The following is a 23,106-nucleotide window of genomic DNA, read 5'->3' on the forward strand; positions in this document are numbered from 1 at the left end:
CGCCGAAAGTATAAAGGGTTTATTTTAAAAGTCAAAATAAATGAAGGAGGACAATAATGTCACTGAAGATTAAAATTTATTCAGATTATGTTTGACCATTTTGTTTCTTAGCGGAGTTTCCGCTTGAAGAAGCGATAAAAGGCAAGGATGTAGAGATTGAATGGATGCCTTATGAACTAAGACCCTATCCGACTGAAACATTGAAGCCGGAGGGAGATTATCTGCAAACCACGTGGAAGAGCAGTGTATATCCGATGGCAGACAGACTTGGCGTTAATATAGTGCTGCCGAAAGTTTCTCCGCAACCTCATACGCATCTGGCATTTGAAGGCTATCAGTACGCCAAGGAACACGGCAAAGCGAATGAATATAATCACCGGATGTTCACAGCATTTTTCCAGGACGAGCTCGATATAGGTGATATAGATGTATTGACAAAGCTGGCTGGTGAATTAGGTTTGGACCAGGAAGAGTACCGAACAGCACTTGAGACGAGAAAATATAAAGAAGTGCATCAAAAAGCATTACAACATGTTTATGAAGAAGCCAACATTCAGGCGGTTCCAACATTTATCATTGGAGATGCGGAACTGCGAGGTGCCCGCCCGAGAGAAGTCTTGGAGCAGATCATTGATGATGAGCTTTCTAAGCTGAATTAAAGGCCTGACCTTGCGGGTCCACAACTAAATTTTACTTATAGGCCCTGCAATCGTCTTCGGCTGCAGGGTCTTTTTTATTTGAAATAAGACATATTATTTTCCAGTTCGTTGGTAGTCCTGATATACTTTTTAACATCATAGCTTGATAAAGAGATCAGATAAATGAAAAGCGGGAGCTGGGGGAAACGTGAACAAATTCTTGTTTGTATTACTATTAGTCACCACAACGGGCTTAATGGGCTCATCATTTGCAGTCGGTAAGATCGGGCTGGAATATGTCTCTCCTTTGATGCTGGTCGGGCTGCGTTTCACAATTGCAGGAATCCTTATGGCACTTGCTGTAAAAGTGTTTAAACGTCCGCATCCTGCCCAATTCAAAGAGTGGAGCAAAATCATCCTGGTTGGAAGCCTGCAGACGGCCGGTGTCATGGGAAGTATTTTCTTGAGCCTGAGAACAATCACAGCTGGGGAATCCTCCATTCTGACATTTACAAATCCGCTGCTGGTTGTGGTGTTTGGTACATTGTTCATGGGGATGAAATACCGTAAGCTTCAGTGGCTCGGAGTATTGATGGGGATACTCGGTGTCTTCATTACACTGGGAGCTAGCCTTGATATCCAAGAAGTCGGATTTATCCTCGGATTGATGAGTGCCGTATTTTGGGCAAGTGCCACACTTGTCATGAAAAAATGGGGGCAGTCATTCGATACTTGGGTAATGACGGCCTATCAAATGCTGTTCGGGGGAATTCTCCTTCTGCTGATCAGTGTCCTTTTTGAACCGGTAGAAATTATTTTTACTTCTACTTCTATTGGAATTATCATGTGGCTTGCCATTATGGCTTCGATTGTCCAATTTGCCATTTGGTTTTACCTTTTGAAAAAAGAAGATCCGGCGAAGGTGAGCTCGTTTTTATTCCTGGCACCTTTATTTGGTGTCATAACAGGATGGCTCCTGCTGGATGAACAACTGCATCTAACCACTTTGGCAGGTGGAAGCATCATCCTACTGGGAATTTACCTTGTAAATAAACCTCAGAAAAAGAGGGGGAAACTGAAAGCCTCTTCGCTATAGGGGGGGGAGGTAGCTGGCTGATATTATGTACTAATCTAACACTAAAAGGAAAAAATCCCCCGATTGATGGGGGAGTGCGAGGCAACGACGAGAAGGTATGGGACGGATAGTACATAGTATGGTGAAAAATTTGTAAGGAGTGGACTTCTTCCCCGGAAGATGAGCCTGATTTTTGGGAATATCAGGTGAACTTTTTAGGGGTATGCTCTAATGCCCGGAGGAATGAAACATAACTTATTAGAGTAGCAGAAAAAATGGACTAGTACCCTTCGGAATGATCCGAATTTCTTTAGAATAATAGAACAAATGGACTAATAAACGCGGGAATACACCCAATATTTTTGAGAACAAAAAAGATGGTCCAATACCCGGAGAACTGAACCAATCCAGAAAATCGTCTAACCCCTTGTCGAATGAAGCCATATCTCACACTCGCTACAAGAATCTTCCGAAATAAATCCCCTAAAGACAAGAAAAAAACAGGCCTGAACAGACCTGCCTTCCATCATTCATTTTTGATTAGTAGCCGTAGCCGCCTCCAACCCAGGAAGCTCCAATGATAATTAAAAGGATGAACAACACAACGATCAGAGCAAAGCCTGATCCATAACCGTATCCTCCAGCGCTCATTCACAACACCACCTTTTTTCAGGATGGAATATTGTATGTGTAGGCGAAGCCTTAGGTTCTTGTTGAATGGGTAGTTTGAAAATTTTAAAATAAATCCGGATAAAGAGCTTTAACTAAAGTTTTCTACAACAAAAACTGGAAACACCAAACTTGTTCGAATTAAAGGAAACAAGATCAACCCAAACGAGTAATTGACCAAATAATTATGTAGTAAGAGCAATAAATTTGGAACTTCCTATAGATGAAATGTCCATATCTTTATGGATGATGAAACCTTTTTATCTATAGATTCGTAAAGTTAATAAAGAAGTTATGAAAGGAATGGTTTCATGTCAGGTCCATTTGCACCAGATCCAATGTTTCAAATTGTCCCTATTTTTATCGGAATTATTTTTGTTATTGTAATTGGCGGTATTCTTTTTTCTGTTATCAAAGGAATAGGCCAGTGGCAGAAGAATGAACAGTCACCTAAGCTGAGTGTGCCTGCAATCGTAAAATCTAAGCGAATGAATGTTTCAAGACGAGCGAATATGCATGATCACGGAGACAGCCATCACCATCATTCTTCAAGATCTCAAACAAGATATTATGTTACTTTTGAGTTTGAAAGTGGTGATCGGAAGGAATTTCATGTTTCAGGGCAGGAATACGGGTTGCTTGCTGAAGAAGATTTAGGAAAGTTAACTTTTCAAGGGACGCGATATCTGGGTTTTGACAGGAGAATTAAGGAAGAGGTTACTTAATACGGTTTGGAGTGATTTCATGAGGACATGGTGGAAGGTGTTATATGTTGCGTTTACCATGCTGATTTTATTTACGATATTGCAATATAAATATATCGCTTGGATTAATCCGGGAACTTTGGATTCTTTTTATCTGTTCGGATGGGGTATTTCTTTAGTTGTTATTATTAGTTTGCTAATTTTTAAGTGGAGACAAGACATAAGTAAAGAAGACCTTAAACAGGAGAATGATCGGTTGAAAGAAGCGGTTGAATATTATCGGAACAGAGTGGAGCATTAGTTTGATATTCACCTTTCCTGACCTGCATGAAAATACTTTCAGGTCTTTTTTCCAGAAAGACAGCCTCTGATTTTGTCAAAAATTCGCGGACAACGTCTAAACTCCCATGTATGCCGAATAAACTATCCATGATAACCACTTTATTTCTAAAGGGATAGGGGTGGCATGATGTTTTCGGCTACGGAAATGCGAACATTTGAGTTGTTTTCTGTACCGCATATCACTGTGCTTATACTGTTTGTGGCTGTCTTTTTCTGGCTGATTTTATTCAGACATCACTTGAGTCCTCACAAATCGATTATCAAGTGGACGTTATTCTGGATTCTGATTCTCGGTGAAATTTCGCAGCACCTCTGGCTTGTTTTGACACAGCAATGGGAGGTGGGGAATCTGCCTCTGCACATGTGTTCCATCAGTACTTTCTTATGCATCTTTTTGTTCTTGAAGCCTAGCAAGAAAGCGTTTTATTTATTGTTTTTTATCGGATCGCTGCCTGCAATTCTGAGTATGGTCACACCTGAAGTGTTTTATCAATTTCCTCATTATCGCTTTATCAAGTACTTCCTTCATCATTCGGCGCTTCCATGGTCGGTCCTCTATTTAATCGTTTATGAAGGGTACCGGGTGCCAAAGAAAGCTATCTGGACCGGCTTCCTGTTGTTAAACCTTATCGCGCTGCCTATCTTTTTTATTAATCATCTTCTCGGCACTAATTTCTTCTACTTGGCAAATCCTACGGAATCCAAAACTATTTTGTCCTTCTTTGGATCAGGTATTATGTATTACATTAATCTTGAAATTGCAACTCTGTTCGTGTTCTACCTTACGTATCTCCCGATGGGCTGGTTATTGAAGCGGGAGGGAGCAAAAGAGAGGTTACAAGCTTGAGCATTTGGAAAATTAATTTGTGACCCTCATTGTGATACGCGATGAGGGTTTTTTACCAGGTATCTAAAAAAAGCTTAAATTTAGGAGGGAGACTTTAAACTGGCAGGATTATGGAAAAGATTATTGAATCTTTTATTAATAAGGAGGAGTGAAAATGAGTACTTTATCTAAATTCAAGTTTCTATTAGTTCTGATCTTGTTCAGTTTGTCAGCCTGCAGCAGTAATAATGAAGAAATTGTTTGGCAGGAGTCTGAACCATTTATTAAGGACAATCTTACTTTGTATGGAACGGAAGGGGAGTTCGGGATAACTAAGGTCAACGGGGAAGAGGATGAACCGGCTTTTCCGGTGGGGCAGGGGCGGCATTACTATGTATACCTGTTGGATGATTCAGCAGATTTTAACGGTAAAAAGTACACTATGACAGCCACTCACAAGGAGACCGATGAGACTGTGCAACTATATGAATGGGGAATTGACAATAATCAAAGCGGAGCCAAATTTGCTTTGGATAAAGAAGGGCTTTGGAAGATTGATGTTTCTGTGGATGACGAGCACCTGACGAGTTTTGTTGTTAGAGCAGAAGAAAAATAGAGTTTAACACTCCAGGCAATATGTCAGCCCATTAGGGGATTACTGATGAAAAAACTAATGTGATAGCTATTATCTTATTGCTGGCAGCTTGTGAAGATAAACTGGGAGCTGATGGTAGATTGCTAGGCAGTACTTACAGAATAAACAGTATGATATTATCTCGTATGAAGGCACCCATGAGTATTCCTTTACGAAGGAAGAACTCGGCGATTTGCCGCATCTAGCAATCTGGGCAGTTCAACCGGTTGCTCCAGGTTCATATAGTGGGAAAAAGATCACGCAGGAAATCTTTATCTTGGAGGGACACCCAATAAGCAAAATTTATAATTCTCAACCAGGATTTACAGGTGAAGCAGAATTCAGGGTTTTTATGTATGAAGGTGAAATAATCGGCGGCACCTCATTCCCTGTAGGTGAAGGTGTTGCAGGCTGACCATATTCACTCGATGGAAAGACGGCCGAAGAGATACATGGAGAGATACTGGCTCCGTTATTGGAAGAGTCGAGTAAAGGTGAGGATTAATTAAGGTTTTATTACGGATTTATCAGGTTCAAAATTATAGATTAATTGAGTGTTGAAGAAGAGTTGTCATTGATTTTAGTAAACGACCCATTGAGATTGGCTTTTTGTAGGGATGTTGGTCTGAAAAGGGAGTAATCAGACCAGTGAGAATCGATTAAGTGAGGGATGTTGGTCTGAAAAGGGAGTAATTAGACCAACGGGAATGGATTTTATGAATGTTGTTGGTCTGAATAGGGTTTAAATAGACCAACGGGAATGGATTGTGTGAGGGATGTTGGTTTGAAAAGGGAGTAATTAGACCAACGGGAATGGATTATATGTGAGATGTTGGTTTGAAAAGGGAGTAAACAGACCAGTGAGAATGGATTAAGTGAGGGATGTTGGTTTGAAAAGGGGGTAATTAGACCAACGGGAATGGAATTTATGAATGTTGTTGGTCTGAAAAGGGAGTAAACAGACCAGTGAGAATGGATTATGTGAGGGATGTTGGTTTGAAAAGGGAGTAATTAGACCAACGGGAATGGAATTTATGAATGTTGTTGGTCTGAATAGGGTTTAAATAGACCAATGAGAATGGATTATATGTGAGATGTTGGTTTGAAAAGGGAGTAATCAGACCAAGGAGAATGGATTATGTGAGGGATGTTGGTTTGAAAAGGGAGTAATTAGACCAACGGGAATGGAATTTATGAATGTTGTTGGTCTGAATAGGGTTCAAATAGACCAATGAGAATGGATTTTGTGAGGGATGTTGGTCTGAAAAGGGAGTAAACGATCTAATGAGAACGGGATTATGGTCAGAATAAGGACTAAATAGACCAGTGAGAATGGATACTTGAAGGGATGATGTCCCATAACCCGAAAAAATTGGTCATTGAGATTATCGTTTGTTAAAATTCAGGCAAGCAAACTGTGTTATCAGGCAAATGACACGATATGGGTGCCGACACACTAATTCAGCTGAAACTTAAACTCCCGTCAATCGTACATATTATTAAAGGAGGGATACATTGCTTTCTACTATATTATGGGGGTTGTTTGTAGTACTGTTTGCTGCTCTATTGTTCTATTCTGAAAGACGAAAACACAAAAAGAGATATCACTCGCCTTATAGAGAACAGACTGAGCAAGAGAAGGAAGTAGAGAAGGCGATTGAACTGGAGAGATCCAAACGCGGAGGGCCGCATATCGGTGGAGGCGGAGGCAATTAACACTGTGATAAGAAGGTGAATTACTCGTGCCTCTACTTTAGACAAGATAGGCTTCTTTTTTCGTAATAATTTACATAACGTGATGAAGAGGGATTACATGAAGAAGGTTGCAATTATAGGTTCTGGAGGGTCAGGGAAATCAACCTTGGCAAGGAGATTAGGACTAGCGCTGGATACAAATGTTTGGCACCTGGATCAACTGCTTTGGAAACCGAACTGGACACCTGTTAAAAGAGAAGAGCAAACAGAAATACAAGAAGCTCTGGTCAAAAATGATAAGTGGATTATTGATGGGAATTACAATAGCACATTGAACATCAGGCTGGAAGCCGCGGATACAATCATTTTCTTGGATATTTCCCGTTATGTATGTGTCTATCGTGTTTTTAAAAGAATGATTAAATTCCGAAATAAGACTAGGCCTGATATGAAAGAAGGTTGTCATGAAAAGCTGAATCTGAAATTTTTGAAGTGGATTTGGGATTATCCTAAAACAAAAAAGCCGATCGTTTTAGCGAAACTTGAAAACCTTTCAACAGAAAAGGAAATCATTATTTTAAGGAGTTCTGAAGAAGTTGAAGAGTTTATAAATTTTGTTGAATGTAAAACAAAGGCGTGAAATAGGGGGAGTCATGATGCAAAGAACAATAATTGGCGGCTTCTTTTTTCTTGGCGGATTGATCTTTGCTGGGTCAATCATAATAGCGGGCTCTGTATTTGCAACAAGCATTACATCCTGGTCTGGTGATTCGAAGTTATGGTTTGCGATTTTTGGTGATAAACAATATGGGGATGAAGTTGTACAATCTCTTTTCTTAGGATTTCCATTTATATTAAGTATCTTAATTGCTTTAATAGGAGCAGCCATGCTGGGGTACGAATATTATTTAACTTTTAAAAGGCTCTTTTCGTAAACTTTGTTGCTATTTAATACATTCTATAAAAAATACTTACTTAATGAACCAGAAATAGCTGAAAAACAAGAAGAAAAGAGCTAATTCACCTTGTTTAGAGAAAAAACCCTTGTCTCCAAGGGGAAAATCCGGCTCTTTGGATTTTTCCGAGAGCAACAATATGTACGAAAACAGCGTTTGAAAAACAAGCGAAATGAGCTGCCAGCCAAGATTCAAGTGTTGATTGATTTGGCAGACGAGGAAGGTATGTAGCAGCAATGATAAGTGCGATATTTCACGGTGTCATTTTAGCGTTTGGGCTGATTCTTCCGCTGGGAGTCCAAAATGTCTTTGTTTTTAATCAGGGGTCCCTTCAGCCGAAATTCAGCAGGACCCTGCCGGTTGTCATTACCGCATCCGTTTGTGACACCATCCTCATTTCGATGGCCGTCTTAGGAGTATCTATTCTTGTCCTGGGGATTTACTGGATAAAAGTTGTTCTTTTATCAGCCGGAATTATCTTTCTGCTCTATATGGGCTTAGTGACATGGAATAGCAAGGGTGATTCGGCCTCAACTGAAGGAAAAGTTCTTTCGCCGAAAAGACAAATTATCTTTGCGGCATCTGTTTCATTGTTGAATCCTCACGCGATAATGGACACAATCGGCGTTATTGGCACCAGTTCGATCTCCTATTCAGGTATGGAGAAATTCGGGTTTACTGCAGCCTGTATCGGCGTATCCTGGATATGGTTTTTGGCTCTGGCCTTCTTAGGCAAACAGATAGGCAGTCTGCGTAACGCAGCAGCCTATTTAGTGATGTTGAATAAAGTATCTGCCTTGATTATTTGGGGGACAGCCATCTATTTACTTAGCAACTTATTAATCTTTTAGAAAAACAAAAGCTTCCGGAATTCATAAATAATGACATGAAAGCGGGCATTTTTCATACAATATTTCTGAGGTGAAAAAAATGCCAAGAGTAAAATACCGGGATTCAGATGTAGCCTTAATGGCAAGGATGATGAGAGCCGAAGCTGAAGGTGAAGGAAAACAGGGGATGTTGTATGTCGGTAATGTCATCGTTAACCGTGCGAAAGCAGATTGCCTGGATTTTAAAGATGTACGATCGATTTATGATGTCATTTACCAAGTGCAGGGTGGAAATTACTCTTTTGAAGCGGTTCAAAAAGGGAATTTGTTTTATAACAGAGCAAGGTCTGTAGAAAAAAAGTTAGCCAAGAAGAACTTGGATTACTGGGCCCAGCATCCAGGGAAATATGCCCTTTGGTATTTTAACCCCTATGCGCCATGTCCTCCAACCTGGTACGGTCAGCCTTTTGCTGGCCAATATAAAAATCACTGCTATTATGAGCCGGTAGGCGGGACTTGTGACAGTGTCTATTAGCATGCTGCTCTTTATGCTTTGATTATATTTTAACATCAATATGGGAACGTCCTCGTAAAGGATGTTCCCGTTTTTATGCTGATGACATGTTGGAGGATTCTTGGTACATTTATACAAAAGGGGTGGGAGAGAAAACATGAATTTGCGTTTTGAAAGAGTAGTCGAACCTACAACAGAAATAGCTGAAGCTTTCAGCCGGTGGGAGAATGATCCCAGCATCATTCCCTTGATCCGTCCAAATCTCAACCAAACAGAATTACACCGCAGGGAAGAAGTGACCCGCGAAGAATTGACGAGCAGGCTGAAAAACCATACATATTACTTAATTTACTTGGATGACCATCTTGTTGGCGAAATGAATTATATGGTCGATCCCGGGCATCTTTATAAAAAAGAAAAAGGAACGGCCTGGATCGGAATTACCATTGGGGAACCGGAAGGTCGTGGCAAGGGCATTGGCTTTCACGCTATTCAGCATTTGGAAAAAGAGATTGGGAAAGAAGACCTTAAACGGATTGAGCTTGGTGTATTTGAGTTTAACAAGCAAGCCATCAAGCTTTATCAACGATTAGGCTACAAGAAAATCGGCGAGATAGAGGATTTTACATATTGGCAGGAAAGAATGTGGAAGGATATCCGGATGGAGAAGTATATCTAATATGAATTACAAAGAATTTAGCCATATTTCACAGAATATCCCCTGGTAAACAAGAAAGGAAAACCCGGCACTTGGGGTTATTTTGGAAGCAACAATCTTACGAAAATAGCCATTTAAAAAAAAGCAGGAACTTATTTGCGTTGTTTATGTAAGCAAAACGAAACCTTTAACCTAAAAGTCGAAGGAGATATGGCGGCAGATCCGATATGGTGCAGAAAATGTGGTTGCAATTTAGATCTTGAAGATTTCAATTTTTCAAAAGGTCTGCAAGAAGAATTCATAAAGTGGGCCGCTGATTACGGCAGATGGGTTGATTGGACCGCAGACAAATTAGTGTCAGATGGGATAGAAATCGAAGAAGAGCATAATAGAAAAGGAAGTGAATTAACGGATTCCGTTATCAAGGAACTCGGGTGCCGATACAGCGTTACTTTTTCTCCTTCAACAATAGGAAAGAGCTATAGTATGAAAGGAAACTGGTAGTGGAGGCGTAATCTTAGTTGATTGCTCCTTTTTATTTTAGAGTCAGATAAGAAAGTATCCATTGATAAAGGCTAATATTTTTGAAATAATTGGTATTAAGTAGGATTCAAGGGGGCTTGTGAAAATGGAATTCTTATTCGTCATAGGTTTCCACGTCTTCATCATGGGAGCGGTAGTAATACTGTTTAGCGGGGCAGCGAGTTTTCTGTTGGACAAAACCATCCATTTGGTAGTGGTCGTAGGGATCAGCATGTTAGCGGGACTGCTGTATGCTTTTATCATGGAAATCCCATCCGGGGCCTGGTTCTTTATTGTTATGAATGCCTTTCTATCTACATTCGCCATCCTGATCATTCAAGCCGGAAAGTATGCAAAAAGGAAAGCTGAAGAGGCTGATGTTCATAATGGATAGGCGCTTCCCGTTTGACATAATTTGAGGGGGGACGATCTTGAACCAAGCACAATTTGAAAAAGTAATCGAGGTCTTGTTTCCTGACATAATAATCCAAGAAGTAACAGCATATGAGAAGGGCTGGGACAATGATATTTTCATAGTGAACAAAGAAATTGTATTCAGGTTTCCCAGATCAGAAGAAGTTGCGTCGAAAGTAAAGGATGAGATAATCTTACTGAAGCACTTGGCCCACAAAGAGCCAAAGCTTGATATACCTCGTTATAAAGGAATCGAAATGGACGGAAATCTCAAGTGTGTCAAGTATAATTTCATGAAGGGGAAGTCATTGAGTGAGATTAAAAATTCCCGACTTGACCTGCATAGTGCCGAGCTCCTCGGTGACTTCCTCAGCAGGCTGCACAGTATTGAATTATCAGCTTTGAAGGAGACGAACATAACTTCCTTTCATACTGATACTTACTGGGAAAATCTGTATGAATCAGCTAAGACTTATGTATTTCCTAATATAACTCATTCTGAAAGAGCTGAAATCCAGCAATTCTATGAAGATTTTTCAAATAATCCCATTTATTCAAATGTTAATAAAGCGGTAATTCACGGAGACTTAACGGCTGCAAATATACTGTATAACAAAGAAGAAGAATGTGTCAGCGGTATCATAGACTTCACGGATGCGCAAATAGCCGATCCTGCCTTTGACTTTGCGGGACTTTATTGGGCATATGGGCCGGAGTTCACAAAAAAATTACTGACCTATTATGATGGGAAAGATAAAACAGGTATCTTCGAAAGAGTTCAGTCGTTTTACGGACTGCAGCCTATCTTTCATGAGTTGATTTATGCTGTAAAAGAAAATCACGATGTAGATTGGGGAAGTGCTCTTGAAAGATTTCAATACCTTAATTCTCATAGATAGGAAGGAAGTATGTGGATGAGTGTAAAGCCTAAAGTCATCTCAATCGCAGCCGTGTCAGGAGGCGGGAAAACAGCTGTAACGAATGCGCTGAATCAAACCCTGGGAGATTCCAGGAAATTATTATTTGATGAGTACGATTTTCATGAATCCCCCGATGACCTGATTCAGTGGGTGGAGGAGGGAGCGGATTATAACGAGTGGAATTTAGAGCCACTCATTAAAGATATCCAGCAATTATCAACCTTGAAGGAAGCGCCGGCGTATATAGTTATCGATTACCCTTTTGCTTATAGGAACTATGGTATGAGAAATTTAATCGATGTCTCTGTTTATATAGATACTCCTTTGGATGTCGCGATGGGTAGGCGGATTTTACGTGATTTTTCAAATGATAATTCAGCTTCAGATATACAGGAAAACATAAGGTTGTATTTAGATTCTGGACGTAGAGCATACTTGGAAATGGAAAAAACAATTAAACCTGATTCCGATCTTGTAATAGACGGTACCTTACCTGTAGAGAGGATAGTTGAATCAATCGTAGAAATACTTACAAATTAAGGAGACTGTTCAAAAAGCTAATCAAAGGTCAACATCTGAAAAAAGAAGGCTTTCCTGAGGTGGAAGATGGATATAATTTTTAAGTTAATTGCTTATGTGGCTTTTATATCGGCTTCTCTATATTTCTATTTCGGAGGAACCCGTAAAACGGAAAACAGACGAAGTTTCACATTTATTATGTCAGCCAGTTTATTGCTATTAAGCTATTATTACTGGTTTAGAATTTAATTCCATCTTATAAAAGGCCTAGAGGACTTTTTAAGCCTTTTTGGTAAGAACAATTTTGTTTCTATACAATTTCAAGTTAAAAACCCATCCACGTGTTCATCTTCGAACTAATTTCTCTATATAATCATAGTCTATTGAGTTATCAGCGGACTTGTAGAAAAAACCTTTGTACCTGATTGTATCACTAGAGTGTATGGTTAACTCTTTTATGGCTTTTCCCTTTTTATCAAAAATGGTTGTTTTAAAGCTGAAACCCATATATCCAAATGAGGATTTGCCTTTTTGGAAAGTTACTTCATTCAGGTTATTAATGACATGTTTTATGTTGCTTTCATCGGTGATTTCCATTTGGTTTCCTGTGTTTCCATCAAAGATCTTTATCTTGGAGACGTTGGATGGATCAATACTCACAACTTTATGAGGAATATATGTTAACGCAAACATGATAAGTAAGACTATTGGTATTGCTATGAACAACCATTTTATTTTTATCTTCATTTTTCCCCACTCCCTCTTGTAAACGATCACTAATGGCGGTTCTAACAGTGTGTTAGAAGCCATTCAGTTTTGTTCCGTTTAAACTCTTATATTTAAATCTATGTATATATTAGCATTTATTTGCAGTACCTTTCCTCGTTTTTATCCTATTTCTGTTAGAAGCTTATTGTTAGCTGAGCCAGTTTCAAAAGGGGTGAATTGAGCCAGGCTCAAAAAGGGTGAGTTGAGCCTGGCTCAGAGTGATAGCTGTTAAAATAATCACCCGCCCCACAGGTAAATCAATTATCACCCATTCGAAACTCTTTTAAAATCATTGGCATCCACAGAATAAGAAGAGCCGGGGATGGGAGCTATTTTTCTCTTTCTCCAGATTTTCCATCTTCTGCGATAAGCTTTTGGTGGTGTTAAGCCTTTTTCAATTCCGGCAGCCATACTGTTGATGGCCAAGATGGTTAAGGTGAAGCAGCCCAGAGGTCCAAGGGCGAGCCACCACTGGTAATTGATCTGTTTGATATACATCCCGAGCAGCCCTGACCATTCGTTGGCAACAGGCATCGGAGGGTCGCACATAATATCGTAACAAACCGAGGTGCCTCCAAAGTAAATTTGGAAGATACCTAGATGCGCGATGATAAGCAGCACCTGGACGACAATCCTTGGGAAAATCATGAACAGCCTTGGACGCAGGTGGGGCAGCACATGTTTCCTGAAAATGTGAAAGGGAGAAGCTCCAAGTGTAATGGCGCTTTCGATAAATTCCTTCTTCAATATTTCCCTTGTCTCATCGGCTATCAACAAAGCTGTCGTTGGGGCCAGGATGAGCGCCAGCATGACAATCTGATAGACCACTCTCCCTGTTAATGAATAAGGAAATCCTTCAGGAGATTCCCATAGGACAGGATACAAGATATTATAGGCAATGATGGATTGAGGCACAAAATAAAAGGAGGATGAGATTCCTTTTACCATTGCTTTTGATCCTTTTTTTCGCCAAAAGGCTAGAAGGATCCCAAGTACAAAAGCCAGGAAAAAGCCGAGGACCGATGTCAGAAAGGCAGCACCAAATGTATATTTTGCCCCTTGCAGCAGTCGTTGAAGCATGTGGTAGCCAAATTTATCTGTTCCCAAAGGGTGGTCTTTTGCCGGTGGCAATGGAGCCCCTTTGATCATATTTCCTTCACTGTCTGTCAGCCATTCGGTTTGCGGGATGACAGAGTCATAATGTGTGGCATGGATGATGCTCGCTGCTGTAATAAAAAAGATGATGGAAAACCCGATGATGAATAATGGCTGTCTGATTACTCTTAACATTATAATTCCACCTCATTTCCTGTCATTGAATTGGCCCATCTTTGGATAATCTTTAAAAACACAAAGATAGGGACGAACAGCAATATGGAAGTCACAGCAAATAGGGTGGGGGTGTTATAAGAAAATAAAAACGTGGTCACACCCAGCATATTGAATAGATACTCCAAAATCAGAAGGTTGGAGAGCATCAGCCACATGACATTTTTCCCGTGGTAGGCCAGACTGATGATCGTATTTCTGAATACGTGCACAAACAAGATACCGAAATAAGTCACACCTTTACTCTTTGCGAGCTCTACATACTGTTTCTCAAATTCCTCTTTCATGAGGACGGTCAAAGTCTTGATGAAGTACATGGTGGGGAGGATGGACAAGCAAAGGATCGGCAGGATATAAGCCCTGTCTTCTCCCAACGCCACAAAGTCGAACAAGAATACCCCGGTTCTTTTGAATATCCATACAACGAGCAGCTGGCTGCCGACAATGACGAAAATGTCAGGAAGTGAACTCATCGTAAAGGAAATAAAATCGACCAGGACTTGAAATGGCTTGCCGAGCAAAAAGTAGAAAAAGAGAACGATTATCGCGATGAATAGGGACAAAAACAGGGCAGAGAAAAATATCGTAAGTGAATATTCATAAGCGTTCCAAAAGAATGGAAAAAGTTCTCTTTCCACGTGTGAAATCGGATTAATATATACTAAGTTTGCGAGGGAAAAGAACCCTGAAAGGATATGCCACACTTCATTAATGATGGCAGGCAGGATACTGATCGCAAGGATACCTGTCAGGATGAACAGGACTTGTATTCCGGATGATTTCAATGGTTTCATAAAAGTCCTCCTGTTAAATGAAAATCATAAGTAGAGCAGTGTTGAATCATGGTTGCCCGCTCTATCCATTAACACTCTCAGCAATTTCTATAAGCTGTTCCTTTGTTACTTTATCCAGGGCGTAAGTAAGTACTTCATACATGAGCTTCTCTCCGTCATATTCCTTTATCCAGAGAATGGACTGGTATGGAAATGCCCCGGTTTCCTGTTTAAGGTGAAAGGCCTCATCATGATGATTGATCTTCGTTTTGGAGATAACGAGCTCGCCATCATCCAAAGGCATTTTTTCGTATAATTCCACTTTTGAAGAGCTTCGGATAAATACATCAAATTTTTCATTTTTATAGTGGGTTACAGCCACGATTTGATCTTTCTTTTCTTTTACCTTCACAATTTTTGAAAGAACTTCTTCTTCACTGTATCTGGCTTTTGCATAAAGTTCTGATTCCGCTGGCTTAAATTGGCTTTCCTCAGCATCGACAGTTATTTTTCCTTCTGTGAAAGTCAGCCCGAAAGGAAGTGTTTCGCTCGGAGCATATCCGTGGTTGATGGAATTTTTGTATTCTTGATGGTCGGAAAACAATCTCGGCTGCCGGTAGACAGTGAAAATTTTCTCAGGATAATCGCTAACCCTATAGGAAACGAGAGCTTCACCCGGTTCCACTTTTTCCTTATATGCTTCTGCATTCTCAGCATCCCACGCCCTGATATCATAAGGGGGTTCTGTCAATTCCATCACGACGTCTCCTTCCGAATCGAATAACTGAAACCCTTGGGAGGCAATGACTCCGACAGTTGATAGTGCAACCAGCCCACCGCCTATAAGCGCGGCACGCAATCCTTTACTTATGGAAAAAGGAAAAAATTTTCTTCTCCTCTTACTTTCCGATTCGATCATGTCATATGTATCATTTATTCTATTTTTCACAATGGAGGGGATTGAATCATCGTTAAACAGCTCTTTCATTTTGCTGTCGAATTTATCTTCATTCATTTCCACACGCTCCTTCTAAAAGGGGTTTTTTCTTCCTCCAGAAACGTCATCATTTGCTGTCTGGCAGTAGATAAGCGGGACTTGACGGTGCCTTCCGGTATATTGATAGCTTCAGAAATATCCTTGATCGACATGTCCTCAAAATAATAGAGTGTGGTCACCGTTCTTAAAGAATCATTCAAGGAAGAAACGGCTTCCTGAACGGAGAGTTTCAAGTCAAGTTCGGAGTTATCGCTTTCATTCCAGGACTCGACAGGAATGACCACTTTCCGCTTATCCAAGAGCGCATAACACTCATTGATCAGTATTCTAATCAGCCAGGTTTTGAAATATTTATCCTCTTGAAGAGTAGCGATTTTTTTGAAGCAGATTAAGATGGTTTCTTGAATGGCATCCGCGCAATCATGATCTTTCTTTAAGATTCCTTTTGCGACTCGATACATCGAAACTTCATATTGTTTCATCAATTGTATAAAAGATGGATGATGTCCTTTCTTAGCTTTCTTGATTAATTTTTTTTCCTGCAAACGTTCACACCTCCTGGTCACTTCATTAGGAACGATTAATTTATAGTTGGCATGATTAAATCGAATAAGAAGACTGACTCTGATTCGGTCGATACTTATTAGATAGTAATTTTGCATGTTTGGTTCAAAAAAGTTTAAATATTTTTGCATTTATTTTAAGTGTAAACGAAAATAGCATACAAAACGAACAGAAATCGATATCAGGAAAGTGTTTTGTCCTTATGAAATGGATGGTAAGATATAGGAAAGGAAATATGTGGATGAAGGAGGGGCGAAATGGCTGAGGAATATCAGATGGACTGGGACCAGATATGCCAATCTTCTCAACTGGGGGAACTAACGAATGTACCCCAAGTACTGACTGGCGGGCTTTTACATAGAATGTATGCAGTTGAAACCACGGAAGGCAAGTATGCTATAAAACTAGTGAATCCTAACATAATGGTAAGACCAAAGGCCTTGCGAAATTATATTCTTTCAGTCTGATGAAATACCGGGTCTTCCTGGCAGAAAGCTAAATGGCATGACCGAAGTTTGTGAATGGCTGGTATTTGAAGTATAGACTCAAAATTATGTTAAAGAAGAAGGGTACTCTATGGGAATTTTAACAGAAAAATTATTATTTATCGCTTTGTTCATTTTTATCATCCATTCAATCGAAACGCTCGCCTATGCAGTGAGGCTTTCAGGTGCAAGAGTTAAAATGATTGCATCAGCATTATCACTCTTTAATATAATGGTCATCGTCTCAAGAATGGCCAATATGATGCAGCAGCCTTTCACTGGAACCTTGATCGATACAGCACCGGAAGAGAATACGCTGGCCTTTGTAGAAGCTCAATTTCTCATATTGATAGGAGCATCGACAGTCGGCACAGTGTTCGGGATGATCTTACTTCCGACTTTCATCGCGCTGTTTTCCAGGGCGATCATTCATTTATCTGAGGAAAAAGGATCCGTTCCTTCTTTAATGAAAAGAATCTTTTCGTTAGAGTACATAAAACGAGGAATTACCCATTTTAGCCTGCCTAAATTTTCGTATTTGCGTGATACGAATGTTAAAGATATTCCGGTTCGTTTATTTATTGTCAATATGCTCGTAACCGCTATATATACCATCGGTGTTTTGGCTGCTTTGTATGCAGCATTGCTGGCTCCTGATAGGGGATATACGGCGACAATGGCATCAGGCTTGATCAACGGAATCGCAACCATTCTCTTGGTTATATTCATCGACCCTAAATTATCAGTCATGGCAGATGATGTGGTCAACGAGAGGGGAAGTTACAATAAGCGGAAGAGTATGTCCCTAATGATGATCACTTCCCGTTTGCTTGGTACATTACTGGCTCAATTGATATTTATTTGGGGTGCAAAATATATTGCCTGGTTTACGAAATTTATGGTTTGATCGTTTGCTTATCAAAATGGGATAAGGAAGATTAAGGTTGATGGGAAGTTAGAAATGATAAATGCTCTTTATCTTACGAGTATATATGTAAGTTTTGGGATTAACTGAGTTAATAGAGAAACGAAATATCTCTGCCATCATTTCTTTTGTTGCCTCGGCATCTATTATTTTCGTTACAATCTTTACTTTATAAAAATCCTTAGTAGTCAAAATTTATTAGGAGGTGAGAGACATTAATTCAAATTATGATTATTTCGTTGAAAGAGTAGGCCAAGGGGAACCTGTGATTTTCCTGCCTGCTGCGGGTTTCTCAGGGAATGAGGGACTTAATATAGGTGACTATTTGAGTGGTGAGTTTGAAACTCATTTAATTGACTTGCCTGGATTAGGTAAAAGCAAGGGGATTGAAGGCAGAATAACAGCTATTCAATTAGCGGATTGGGTAAATGAATATATGGAACAGATGCAGATGGAACAAGCCAACTTAATAGGGCATTCATTAGGCGGAGCTATATTACTGGCTTTTGCAGTTCATTACCCTCACAAAGTCAATAAACTCATATTACTGGACCAAGGACATAAGCCGTTTCCCAGAATCCCAAAATCTGAATTCGGTCCGTTTGCGTATGCTTTTCCCATGCTGAATGTATGTGTAAAATTATTCGGGAAACCATTCTTGAAGAAACTTGAACCCTTATTTTCTCAGAATGAAGAGCAGGAAAATCCTTTTGATTTAACAGTAGAGAAATTTTGTAACCGTGTATTTATAAAAGAGAACGATTACATACGAACGGCTTTGAAACATCCAGCAGAATTCTCATTAAGTGGCCTTAACCTTATGTTTGGATATTATAATCTTAATCTCCCTAACTTGTTAAAGAAGCTGCGAACCCCGACCTATTTAATCTACAGTACTTTTGAAGATTTAGACGAAAATGAGTCCAAAAGCACAGAATACTATATAAATAGAATTAAAAGGCATACCCTCCCAATCACATATCAACCTGTAAGAGGCGGGCATTATGTGCATTGGAATGAAGAATTTTCAATGGTTAATATACGTAACTTTCTTTTATCTACTTATTGATTTAATAAGGAAAAAATTAAATAGATTAAGTTAATGGGATGCTTAGGCCAAAATATGCAGAAATATTAGGACGGCAGCGTAAAATTGCTACCTAATATAGCAAGGTGGAAAATGATGAATTACTTAGGAACACCTTCTATAGAGACCGAACGATTAATCCTTGAAGAGTTCAGACTTACTGATGCTCAAAAAGCGTTCGCTCATTGGTTATCGGATGAAAGGATTTCAGACAATCGAATCAGTGCAGCGCATACCTCTCTTTCTCAAACGATTGAGCGTTTGACGAAGATTGTCTTTAATTATGAAAAGGATGATTTCTGTTACTGGGCCATTAAACTAAAGGTGGATGGCGAGCTGATTGGGGAAATCGATTTATATGATTTTGATCAAGCCACAGAAAATTGTGAAGTAAGTTATTCGCTTGGATACCATTGGTGGAACAAGGGATACGGCACTGAAGCCTTAAAGGCCGTTGTGGATTTCGGTTTTACATATATGAACGTTCATAAAATTTCCGGTGCCCATAATACAGATAACCCCGCGTCCGGAAAAATTATGAGTAAAGCAGGGATGCTGAAGGAAGGCATAATCAGGGATATGATTCGCAATTCGAAAAACCAATATAAAGACTGTGCGGTTTATGGAATTCTGCATGATGATTATGTGCGAAAACAGGTAGATATGGAGTCTCCGATTCTTAAATTAGTAAACAAATAATGATGGGAATGCAAGGGGGGAGAAGAGTTGGTATTCAATAGTATAAGTAGAACCATAACCACTGAACGGTTGGTTTTGAGGTTGTTTCAACAACGGGATGCCACCGAAGTAGCCGGTCTCTGTAATAATTATCAATTATATATAAATACTTTATACCTGCCTTATCCATATACTTTGGAGGATGCAGTGTCTTGGATAAAAAATCACTTGGACAACTATAATAAAGATAAGTTGTATGAGTTTGCAGTTACAGACAAGACTACTGGAAAGTTACTAGGCGCAATTGCCTTATCAAACAATCAATCTTTTAAAAATGGTGAAATAGCCTATTGGATCGGGGAGCCTTATTGGGGAAAAGGGTATGCTACTGAAGCAGCCCATGCAATTCTTGAGTTTGCTTTTAAAGAGAAAAACTATCATAAAGTATTTGCCCGTCACTTTGGGTCAAATCCTGCTTCTGGCAGAGTACTTCGGAAAATAGGAATGGAAAATGAAGGTGAATTGAAAGAACATGTTTTGAAGGAAGGCAGATTTGAAGACCTTGTTTATTATGGAGTTATTAATAGAAATAGCGCAAATCAACAGTAGAAATAAGAATGTGGATGATTGGGGGAAGGATTTTGGCTCTAAAAGGGAGCATTAAGACCGGCATGAATGCAATTCTGATCCTGGTGATTTTTTTCATTGGTCTTTTTATTAGCGGTATACAAATTCCAGAACAATTCGTCTTAATTAAGAGCACCATCTCGGAAGAAATATATATCGCCAAACTGCAAAATAAACTCTTAGTAATTATGTATTTTGTCATTTTATTAGTACTGATAGCAAAAAAGGAGTACTATGCTATTTGTTATCTCTTCCCTTTAAAAAAGAAAAGAACATACCTATGGATCGTGGGTGTGTTAACAACCGTTGTTTTAATTCAGCACCATCCTTTTTCGTTTCACTTGTTACCTTTAGACTTTTTTGAGTACATGCAACTCTTAATTATCATTACTATTATTACTCCTATTTATGAAGAACTGATGTTTAGAGGGTTATTGATACTAGTTCCTCCTAAGAAGTTCAGCTATCCAATGTTGATTATATCCTCTGTTGTCTTTGCCTCCTTCCACCCTAATTTCTGGGACGCCCTTATTCTAGGTATTGCATTAGGTATTCTTGCCATCCGGTTTAGAAATCTACTAGTTCCAATTATTGCTCACTCACTTTGGAACCTGTTTGCGATTTTTTACTAGGCTGTATTTTAATAGCTTGTTGCTTTTTACACAAACTTTTCTGGATCTATATACGAATGGTTGATTGGAAGCGTAAGGTGTGCGACCTCCTGCGGGACTAGCGGGACAGGTGAGACCCCACAGGCGCAGCCGAGGAGCATTCCTGTTTATAATCTTTAGCGGTCTTGAAAAAGAAAAAGTCCTCTTGTATGATGCTTGAGTATCAACAACCAAATCGAAACTCAATACCATACAGGAGGACCATAATGAATAGTAATACGAATCATAAAATTAATCAAGTTTCTGAAGATACTATGGTCATTGGAATCGACATTGCCAAAAAGAAACACTTCGCATGTGCAATGGATGATCGTGGTCGTATTTTACAAAAATCGTTTCCCTTCTTTCAATCAGGTGCAGGATTTGATCAGCTGGATAAAAGGATTCAATCTCTACAAATTCAACATCAAAAATCAGAGGTTATCGTGGGATTTGAACCTACAGGACACTATTGGATGAACTTAGCTGCGTATTTGGTTGGCCAGCGTATCCGTTTTGTCATGGTGAATCCTATGCATGTGAATAGAACTAAAGAATTAGATGACAACCTTCAAACTAAAAATGATCAAAAGGACGCTCGTGTTATCGCTAGCTTAATACGTGACGGCCGGTTCAACTATACACGAACCTTAGAAGGGGTCGAAGCTGAACTTCGAAATGGCGCAAGCCTGCGATCTAAGATACAAGAAGATCTTACAGCCATTAAAAATCGAATGGTTCGTTGGACAGATCTTTATTTCCCTGAGTTTCACCACATATTTAAAAGCTTTGGGAAAAACGCTTGTGCTGTACTTGAAATGACCCCTTTACCCATTGACCTTTATAGAAAAAGTGATGAAGATTTAATCTACCTATACAAAAGTGTAGAAGGGCTACAATGCCTTTCCTTTTCTAAGATTAAAAAGTTAAAATCAATGGCTAAACAGTCAATCGGACTGACAGAAGGGTTAGAGATGGCACGTTTTGAGATGGGTACTTTAATTTCTCAATTCAAAGCTCTTTCAAAACAACTTGAGACCTTATCGTCCAGGTTAAATGAACTCGCACAACAAATGACAGATTATGAGTTTGTACTGTCAGTTGATGGTTTAGGTGAAAACACAGTTGTTGAATTACTCTCTGAGACAGGCTCTCTTAGTCTATATGAGCATCCACGCCAATTAATTAAATTAGCGGGCCTCACACTAAGGGAAAACTCTTCCGGACAACACAAAGGCCAGAAGAAAATCTCAAAAAGGGGTAGAAGGAAACTGAGGGCTATATTATTTCGAGTCATACTTCCTTTGATTCAACATAACATCGCCTTTAAATCCCTATACCATTACTACACAACTCGAACTGTCAATCCATTGAAGAAGAAAGAAGCTATGGTTGTATTATGTGGGAAGTTACTTAAGATTCTACACGCTTTGTGTGTGAAACGTATGCACTTTAATGCAAGTCTTATGATGAGAGACCTCCATTGCCTCCAAGAGGCGGCTTGAGCTACTTCTAAGTAGTTTGAAATCTAAACAAGAGGATGACACGGAGAAGCCGGCACATAATGAGCCATTAGACCACGAGTCCCTCGAGGAGCATTGCCAGCCTCTGCCTTATGAATAGACCGAACGAAGGAATGTACGCGCTAGACGCCAAGAGACATGGGAGGGTACGTCATCATAAGATTCGCAGAGATCCAATGTGCATCACATAAGCACTTTAGAGTTAATGATTTCCATTTAGCTCTAGCGAAGCGTAAGCTTCCCCTTACAAATTATTGAACATCTAGAAAATATTATTAAATTGATTCAGTTCAAAAAAGTTTTCTAACCAGAAAAACGGCTTCAAAGGTTGATACTCCAACATTTCTAGAGGGAGGCTCACCGCCCGCCCCGCGGAGTCGCACACCTGGAGCGGAAATCAACTATCTCATCATATAGCAACGATACTTGCGAAAGGAGCATCTTTCCAACAGCATTATGACGAGATGAATTCTCGGAAAATGCAGAGAGTATGTCCCCAATCAACATCCACTAGAAAAACGCACATCAATCGGTACTTAAGACAAGTAGAATCCCAATACTTTCATGAATCTCAGCACAGAAAAGTCCAACAAAAAGCAGGAAGTTCCCACAAACCTACCGAAATAATCTAAACAACAAGCCAAAATAACATGCTGTCAAAAAAGGCGTAATCCCCACAACTGAGATTACGCCTTTCGTTTTGCCCTGGATATGGAAGGAGAGGGGGAGAGGGTTGAATTCACAGAAAAGAAAAAAATTAATATTTTCGTAATAAAGGAGAACT

Annotated in this window: 30 protein-coding genes; 24 read left to right on the top strand and 6 right to left on the bottom strand. The window is 39.6% G+C overall.

Features of this window, described 5'->3' with window-relative positions; genetic code table 11:
- The first annotated feature begins 56 nt into the window (after positions 1 to 56).
- Together BSG1_RS01900 and BSG1_RS01905 are read left to right on the top strand one after the other, a co-directional pair.
- A complete protein-coding gene (locus BSG1_RS01900; RefSeq protein WP_083802818.1) occupies positions 57 to 659 on the top strand; it encodes a DsbA family oxidoreductase in 603 nt (200 codons plus the stop codon).
- A 187-nt stretch (positions 660 to 846) separates the two neighbouring features.
- On the top strand, positions 847 to 1,734 hold the full coding sequence (locus tag BSG1_RS01905; RefSeq protein WP_083802819.1) for a DMT family transporter: 888 nt from the start codon (positions 847 to 849) through the stop codon (positions 1,732 to 1,734).
- A gap of 519 nt (positions 1,735 to 2,253) precedes the next feature.
- On the opposite strand, the gene BSG1_RS20025 is transcribed toward BSG1_RS01905, so the two are convergent.
- Positions 2,254 to 2,364, bottom strand: a complete 111-nt coding sequence (locus BSG1_RS20025) for a YjcZ family sporulation protein (protein ID WP_006835107.1) — start codon at positions 2,362 to 2,364, stop codon at positions 2,254 to 2,256.
- 329 nt (positions 2,365 to 2,693) lie between these two features.
- Between BSG1_RS20025 and BSG1_RS01910 the strand changes: the two genes are divergently transcribed.
- From BSG1_RS01910 to BSG1_RS01980, 15 genes are all read left to right on the top strand, one after another.
- A complete protein-coding gene (locus BSG1_RS01910) occupies positions 2,694 to 3,107 on the top strand; it encodes a DUF2500 domain-containing protein (protein ID WP_006835108.1) in 414 nt (137 codons plus the stop codon).
- Positions 3,108 to 3,126: 19 nt separating this feature from the next.
- The gene (locus BSG1_RS01915) at positions 3,127 to 3,387 is read left to right on the top strand and encodes a hypothetical protein (protein WP_006835109.1); all 261 of its coding nucleotides are present in this window, start codon (positions 3,127 to 3,129) and stop codon (positions 3,385 to 3,387) included.
- A gap of 168 nt (positions 3,388 to 3,555) precedes the next feature.
- On the top strand, positions 3,556 to 4,275 hold the full coding sequence (locus tag BSG1_RS01920) for a YwaF family protein (protein ID WP_006835110.1): 720 nt from the start codon (positions 3,556 to 3,558) through the stop codon (positions 4,273 to 4,275).
- Positions 4,276 to 4,429: 154 nt separating this feature from the next.
- Positions 4,430 to 4,870, top strand: a complete 441-nt coding sequence (locus tag BSG1_RS01925; RefSeq protein ID WP_006835111.1) for a hypothetical protein — start codon at positions 4,430 to 4,432, stop codon at positions 4,868 to 4,870.
- Between the two features lie 211 nt (positions 4,871 to 5,081).
- Entirely contained in the window at positions 5,082 to 5,303 is a 222-nt protein-coding gene (locus BSG1_RS01930) for a hypothetical protein (protein WP_006835112.1), read from the top strand.
- 1,100 nt (positions 5,304 to 6,403) lie between these two features.
- Positions 6,404 to 6,604 (top strand): hypothetical protein, encoded by a 201-nt coding sequence (locus BSG1_RS01935; protein WP_006835113.1) that lies wholly within the window; start codon positions 6,404 to 6,406, stop codon positions 6,602 to 6,604.
- Positions 6,605 to 6,701: 97 nt separating this feature from the next.
- On the top strand, positions 6,702 to 7,223 hold the full coding sequence (locus BSG1_RS01940; protein WP_044022197.1) for a DNA topology modulation protein: 522 nt from the start codon (positions 6,702 to 6,704) through the stop codon (positions 7,221 to 7,223).
- Between the two features lie 16 nt (positions 7,224 to 7,239).
- Positions 7,240 to 7,518, top strand: a complete 279-nt coding sequence (locus tag BSG1_RS01945; RefSeq protein WP_044022198.1) for a hypothetical protein — start codon at positions 7,240 to 7,242, stop codon at positions 7,516 to 7,518.
- A gap of 257 nt (positions 7,519 to 7,775) precedes the next feature.
- A complete protein-coding gene (locus BSG1_RS01950; protein WP_006835117.1) occupies positions 7,776 to 8,390 on the top strand; it encodes a LysE/ArgO family amino acid transporter in 615 nt (204 codons plus the stop codon).
- A 79-nt stretch (positions 8,391 to 8,469) separates the two neighbouring features.
- Positions 8,470 to 8,904: a cell wall hydrolase gene (locus tag BSG1_RS01955; RefSeq protein ID WP_006835118.1), complete on the top strand. Its 435-nt coding sequence runs from the start codon at positions 8,470 to 8,472 to the stop codon at positions 8,902 to 8,904.
- Between the two features lie 136 nt (positions 8,905 to 9,040).
- Positions 9,041 to 9,562, top strand: coding sequence for a GNAT family N-acetyltransferase (locus BSG1_RS01960; protein WP_006835119.1), 522 nt, complete (start codon positions 9,041 to 9,043; stop codon positions 9,560 to 9,562).
- A gap of 135 nt (positions 9,563 to 9,697) precedes the next feature.
- A complete protein-coding gene (locus BSG1_RS01965) occupies positions 9,698 to 10,045 on the top strand; it encodes a hypothetical protein (protein ID WP_044022199.1) in 348 nt (115 codons plus the stop codon).
- 124 nt (positions 10,046 to 10,169) lie between these two features.
- Positions 10,170 to 10,457, top strand: a complete 288-nt coding sequence (locus tag BSG1_RS01970) for a hypothetical protein (protein ID WP_006835121.1) — start codon at positions 10,170 to 10,172, stop codon at positions 10,455 to 10,457.
- A 37-nt stretch (positions 10,458 to 10,494) separates the two neighbouring features.
- Positions 10,495 to 11,376 (top strand): aminoglycoside phosphotransferase family protein, encoded by an 882-nt coding sequence (locus BSG1_RS01975; protein ID WP_006835122.1) that lies wholly within the window; start codon positions 10,495 to 10,497, stop codon positions 11,374 to 11,376.
- A gap of 9 nt (positions 11,377 to 11,385) precedes the next feature.
- Positions 11,386 to 11,937: a hypothetical protein gene (locus tag BSG1_RS01980; protein WP_006835123.1), complete on the top strand. Its 552-nt coding sequence runs from the start codon at positions 11,386 to 11,388 to the stop codon at positions 11,935 to 11,937.
- Between the two features lie 324 nt (positions 11,938 to 12,261).
- Here the strand turns inward: BSG1_RS01980 and BSG1_RS01985 are convergent, their stop codons facing one another.
- From BSG1_RS01985 to BSG1_RS02005, 5 genes are all read right to left on the bottom strand, one after another.
- On the bottom strand, positions 12,262 to 12,663 hold the full coding sequence (locus BSG1_RS01985) for a hypothetical protein (protein WP_044022201.1): 402 nt from the start codon (positions 12,661 to 12,663) through the stop codon (positions 12,262 to 12,264).
- Positions 12,664 to 12,948: 285 nt separating this feature from the next.
- Entirely contained in the window at positions 12,949 to 13,974 is a 1,026-nt protein-coding gene (locus BSG1_RS01990) for an ABC transporter permease (protein ID WP_006835125.1), read from the bottom strand.
- Positions 13,974 to 14,807, bottom strand: a complete 834-nt coding sequence (locus tag BSG1_RS01995) for an ABC transporter permease subunit (protein ID WP_006835126.1) — start codon at positions 14,805 to 14,807, stop codon at positions 13,974 to 13,976. Before BSG1_RS01995 ends, BSG1_RS01990 begins: the two co-directional genes overlap by 1 nt.
- 61 nt (positions 14,808 to 14,868) lie before the next feature.
- Positions 14,869 to 15,801, bottom strand: a complete 933-nt coding sequence (locus BSG1_RS02000; protein ID WP_006835127.1) for a hypothetical protein — start codon at positions 15,799 to 15,801, stop codon at positions 14,869 to 14,871.
- The gene (locus BSG1_RS02005) at positions 15,798 to 16,328 is read right to left on the bottom strand and encodes a sigma-70 family RNA polymerase sigma factor (RefSeq protein ID WP_044022202.1); all 531 of its coding nucleotides are present in this window, start codon (positions 16,326 to 16,328) and stop codon (positions 15,798 to 15,800) included. The genes BSG1_RS02000 and BSG1_RS02005 overlap by 4 nt, the downstream gene beginning before the upstream one ends.
- Before the next feature lie 276 nt (positions 16,329 to 16,604).
- Here BSG1_RS02005 and BSG1_RS02010 point away from each other — a divergent pair, with 276 nt between their 5' ends.
- From BSG1_RS02010 to BSG1_RS02040, 7 genes are all read left to right on the top strand, one after another.
- Positions 16,605 to 16,814 (top strand): hypothetical protein, encoded by a 210-nt coding sequence (locus BSG1_RS02010; protein ID WP_006835129.1) that lies wholly within the window; start codon positions 16,605 to 16,607, stop codon positions 16,812 to 16,814.
- 109 nt (positions 16,815 to 16,923) lie between these two features.
- On the top strand, positions 16,924 to 17,739 hold the full coding sequence (locus BSG1_RS02015) for a lipid II flippase Amj family protein (protein WP_006835130.1): 816 nt from the start codon (positions 16,924 to 16,926) through the stop codon (positions 17,737 to 17,739).
- Between the two features lie 283 nt (positions 17,740 to 18,022).
- Positions 18,023 to 18,826: an alpha/beta hydrolase gene (locus BSG1_RS02020; RefSeq protein WP_232214164.1), complete on the top strand. Its 804-nt coding sequence runs from the start codon at positions 18,023 to 18,025 to the stop codon at positions 18,824 to 18,826.
- Between the two features lie 114 nt (positions 18,827 to 18,940).
- Complete coding sequence (locus BSG1_RS02025) at positions 18,941 to 19,543, top strand: GNAT family N-acetyltransferase (RefSeq protein WP_232214165.1); 603 nt, start codon at positions 18,941 to 18,943, stop codon at positions 19,541 to 19,543.
- A gap of 27 nt (positions 19,544 to 19,570) precedes the next feature.
- Positions 19,571 to 20,131: a GNAT family N-acetyltransferase gene (locus tag BSG1_RS02030; RefSeq protein WP_044022203.1), complete on the top strand. Its 561-nt coding sequence runs from the start codon at positions 19,571 to 19,573 to the stop codon at positions 20,129 to 20,131.
- Positions 20,132 to 20,139: 8 nt separating this feature from the next.
- Positions 20,140 to 20,781, top strand: a complete 642-nt coding sequence (locus BSG1_RS02035; RefSeq protein ID WP_006835135.1) for a CPBP family intramembrane glutamic endopeptidase — start codon at positions 20,140 to 20,142, stop codon at positions 20,779 to 20,781.
- Between the two features lie 245 nt (positions 20,782 to 21,026).
- Positions 21,027 to 22,304: an IS110 family transposase gene (locus BSG1_RS02040; protein WP_006835136.1), complete on the top strand. Its 1,278-nt coding sequence runs from the start codon at positions 21,027 to 21,029 to the stop codon at positions 22,302 to 22,304.
- Positions 22,305 to 23,106: the final 802 nt, after the last annotated feature.

Origin of the sequence: Bacillus sp. SG-1, assembly GCF_000181495.1 — a bacterium.
In the GTDB taxonomy this organism is placed as follows: Bacteria; Bacillota; Bacilli; order Bacillales; family Bacillaceae_B; genus Rossellomorea.

Coding starts and splice junctions, on each gene's coding strand:
- BSG1_RS01980 (WP_006835123.1), top strand. CDS start 11,386: ATGTGGATGAGTGTAAAGCCTAAAGTCATCTCAATCGCAGCCGTGTCA.
- BSG1_RS02025 (WP_232214165.1), top strand. CDS start 18,941: ATGAATTACTTAGGAACACCTTCTATAGAGACCGAACGATTAATCCTT.
- BSG1_RS01940 (WP_044022197.1), top strand. CDS start 6,702: ATGAAGAAGGTTGCAATTATAGGTTCTGGAGGGTCAGGGAAATCAACC.
- BSG1_RS02035 (WP_006835135.1), top strand. CDS start 20,140: ATGTGGATGATTGGGGGAAGGATTTTGGCTCTAAAAGGGAGCATTAAG.
- BSG1_RS01910 (WP_006835108.1), top strand. CDS start 2,694: ATGTCAGGTCCATTTGCACCAGATCCAATGTTTCAAATTGTCCCTATT.
- BSG1_RS01920 (WP_006835110.1), top strand. CDS start 3,556: ATGTTTTCGGCTACGGAAATGCGAACATTTGAGTTGTTTTCTGTACCG.
- BSG1_RS20025 (WP_006835107.1), bottom strand. CDS start 2,364: ATGAGCGCTGGAGGATACGGTTATGGATCAGGCTTTGCTCTGATCGTT.
- BSG1_RS01990 (WP_006835125.1), bottom strand. CDS start 13,974: ATGTTAAGAGTAATCAGACAGCCATTATTCATCATCGGGTTTTCCATC.
- BSG1_RS01915 (WP_006835109.1), top strand. CDS start 3,127: ATGAGGACATGGTGGAAGGTGTTATATGTTGCGTTTACCATGCTGATT.
- BSG1_RS02000 (WP_006835127.1), bottom strand. CDS start 15,801: ATGAATGAAGATAAATTCGACAGCAAAATGAAAGAGCTGTTTAACGAT.
- BSG1_RS01970 (WP_006835121.1), top strand. CDS start 10,170: ATGGAATTCTTATTCGTCATAGGTTTCCACGTCTTCATCATGGGAGCG.
- BSG1_RS02040 (WP_006835136.1), top strand. CDS start 21,027: ATGAATAGTAATACGAATCATAAAATTAATCAAGTTTCTGAAGATACT.
- BSG1_RS01945 (WP_044022198.1), top strand. CDS start 7,240: ATGCAAAGAACAATAATTGGCGGCTTCTTTTTTCTTGGCGGATTGATC.
- BSG1_RS02010 (WP_006835129.1), top strand. CDS start 16,605: ATGGCTGAGGAATATCAGATGGACTGGGACCAGATATGCCAATCTTCT.
- BSG1_RS02015 (WP_006835130.1), top strand. CDS start 16,924: ATGGGAATTTTAACAGAAAAATTATTATTTATCGCTTTGTTCATTTTT.
- BSG1_RS01960 (WP_006835119.1), top strand. CDS start 9,041: ATGAATTTGCGTTTTGAAAGAGTAGTCGAACCTACAACAGAAATAGCT.
- BSG1_RS01950 (WP_006835117.1), top strand. CDS start 7,776: ATGATAAGTGCGATATTTCACGGTGTCATTTTAGCGTTTGGGCTGATT.
- BSG1_RS01985 (WP_044022201.1), bottom strand. CDS start 12,663: ATGAAGATAAAAATAAAATGGTTGTTCATAGCAATACCAATAGTCTTA.
- BSG1_RS01955 (WP_006835118.1), top strand. CDS start 8,470: ATGCCAAGAGTAAAATACCGGGATTCAGATGTAGCCTTAATGGCAAGG.
- BSG1_RS01995 (WP_006835126.1), bottom strand. CDS start 14,807: ATGAAACCATTGAAATCATCCGGAATACAAGTCCTGTTCATCCTGACA.
- BSG1_RS01925 (WP_006835111.1), top strand. CDS start 4,430: ATGAGTACTTTATCTAAATTCAAGTTTCTATTAGTTCTGATCTTGTTC.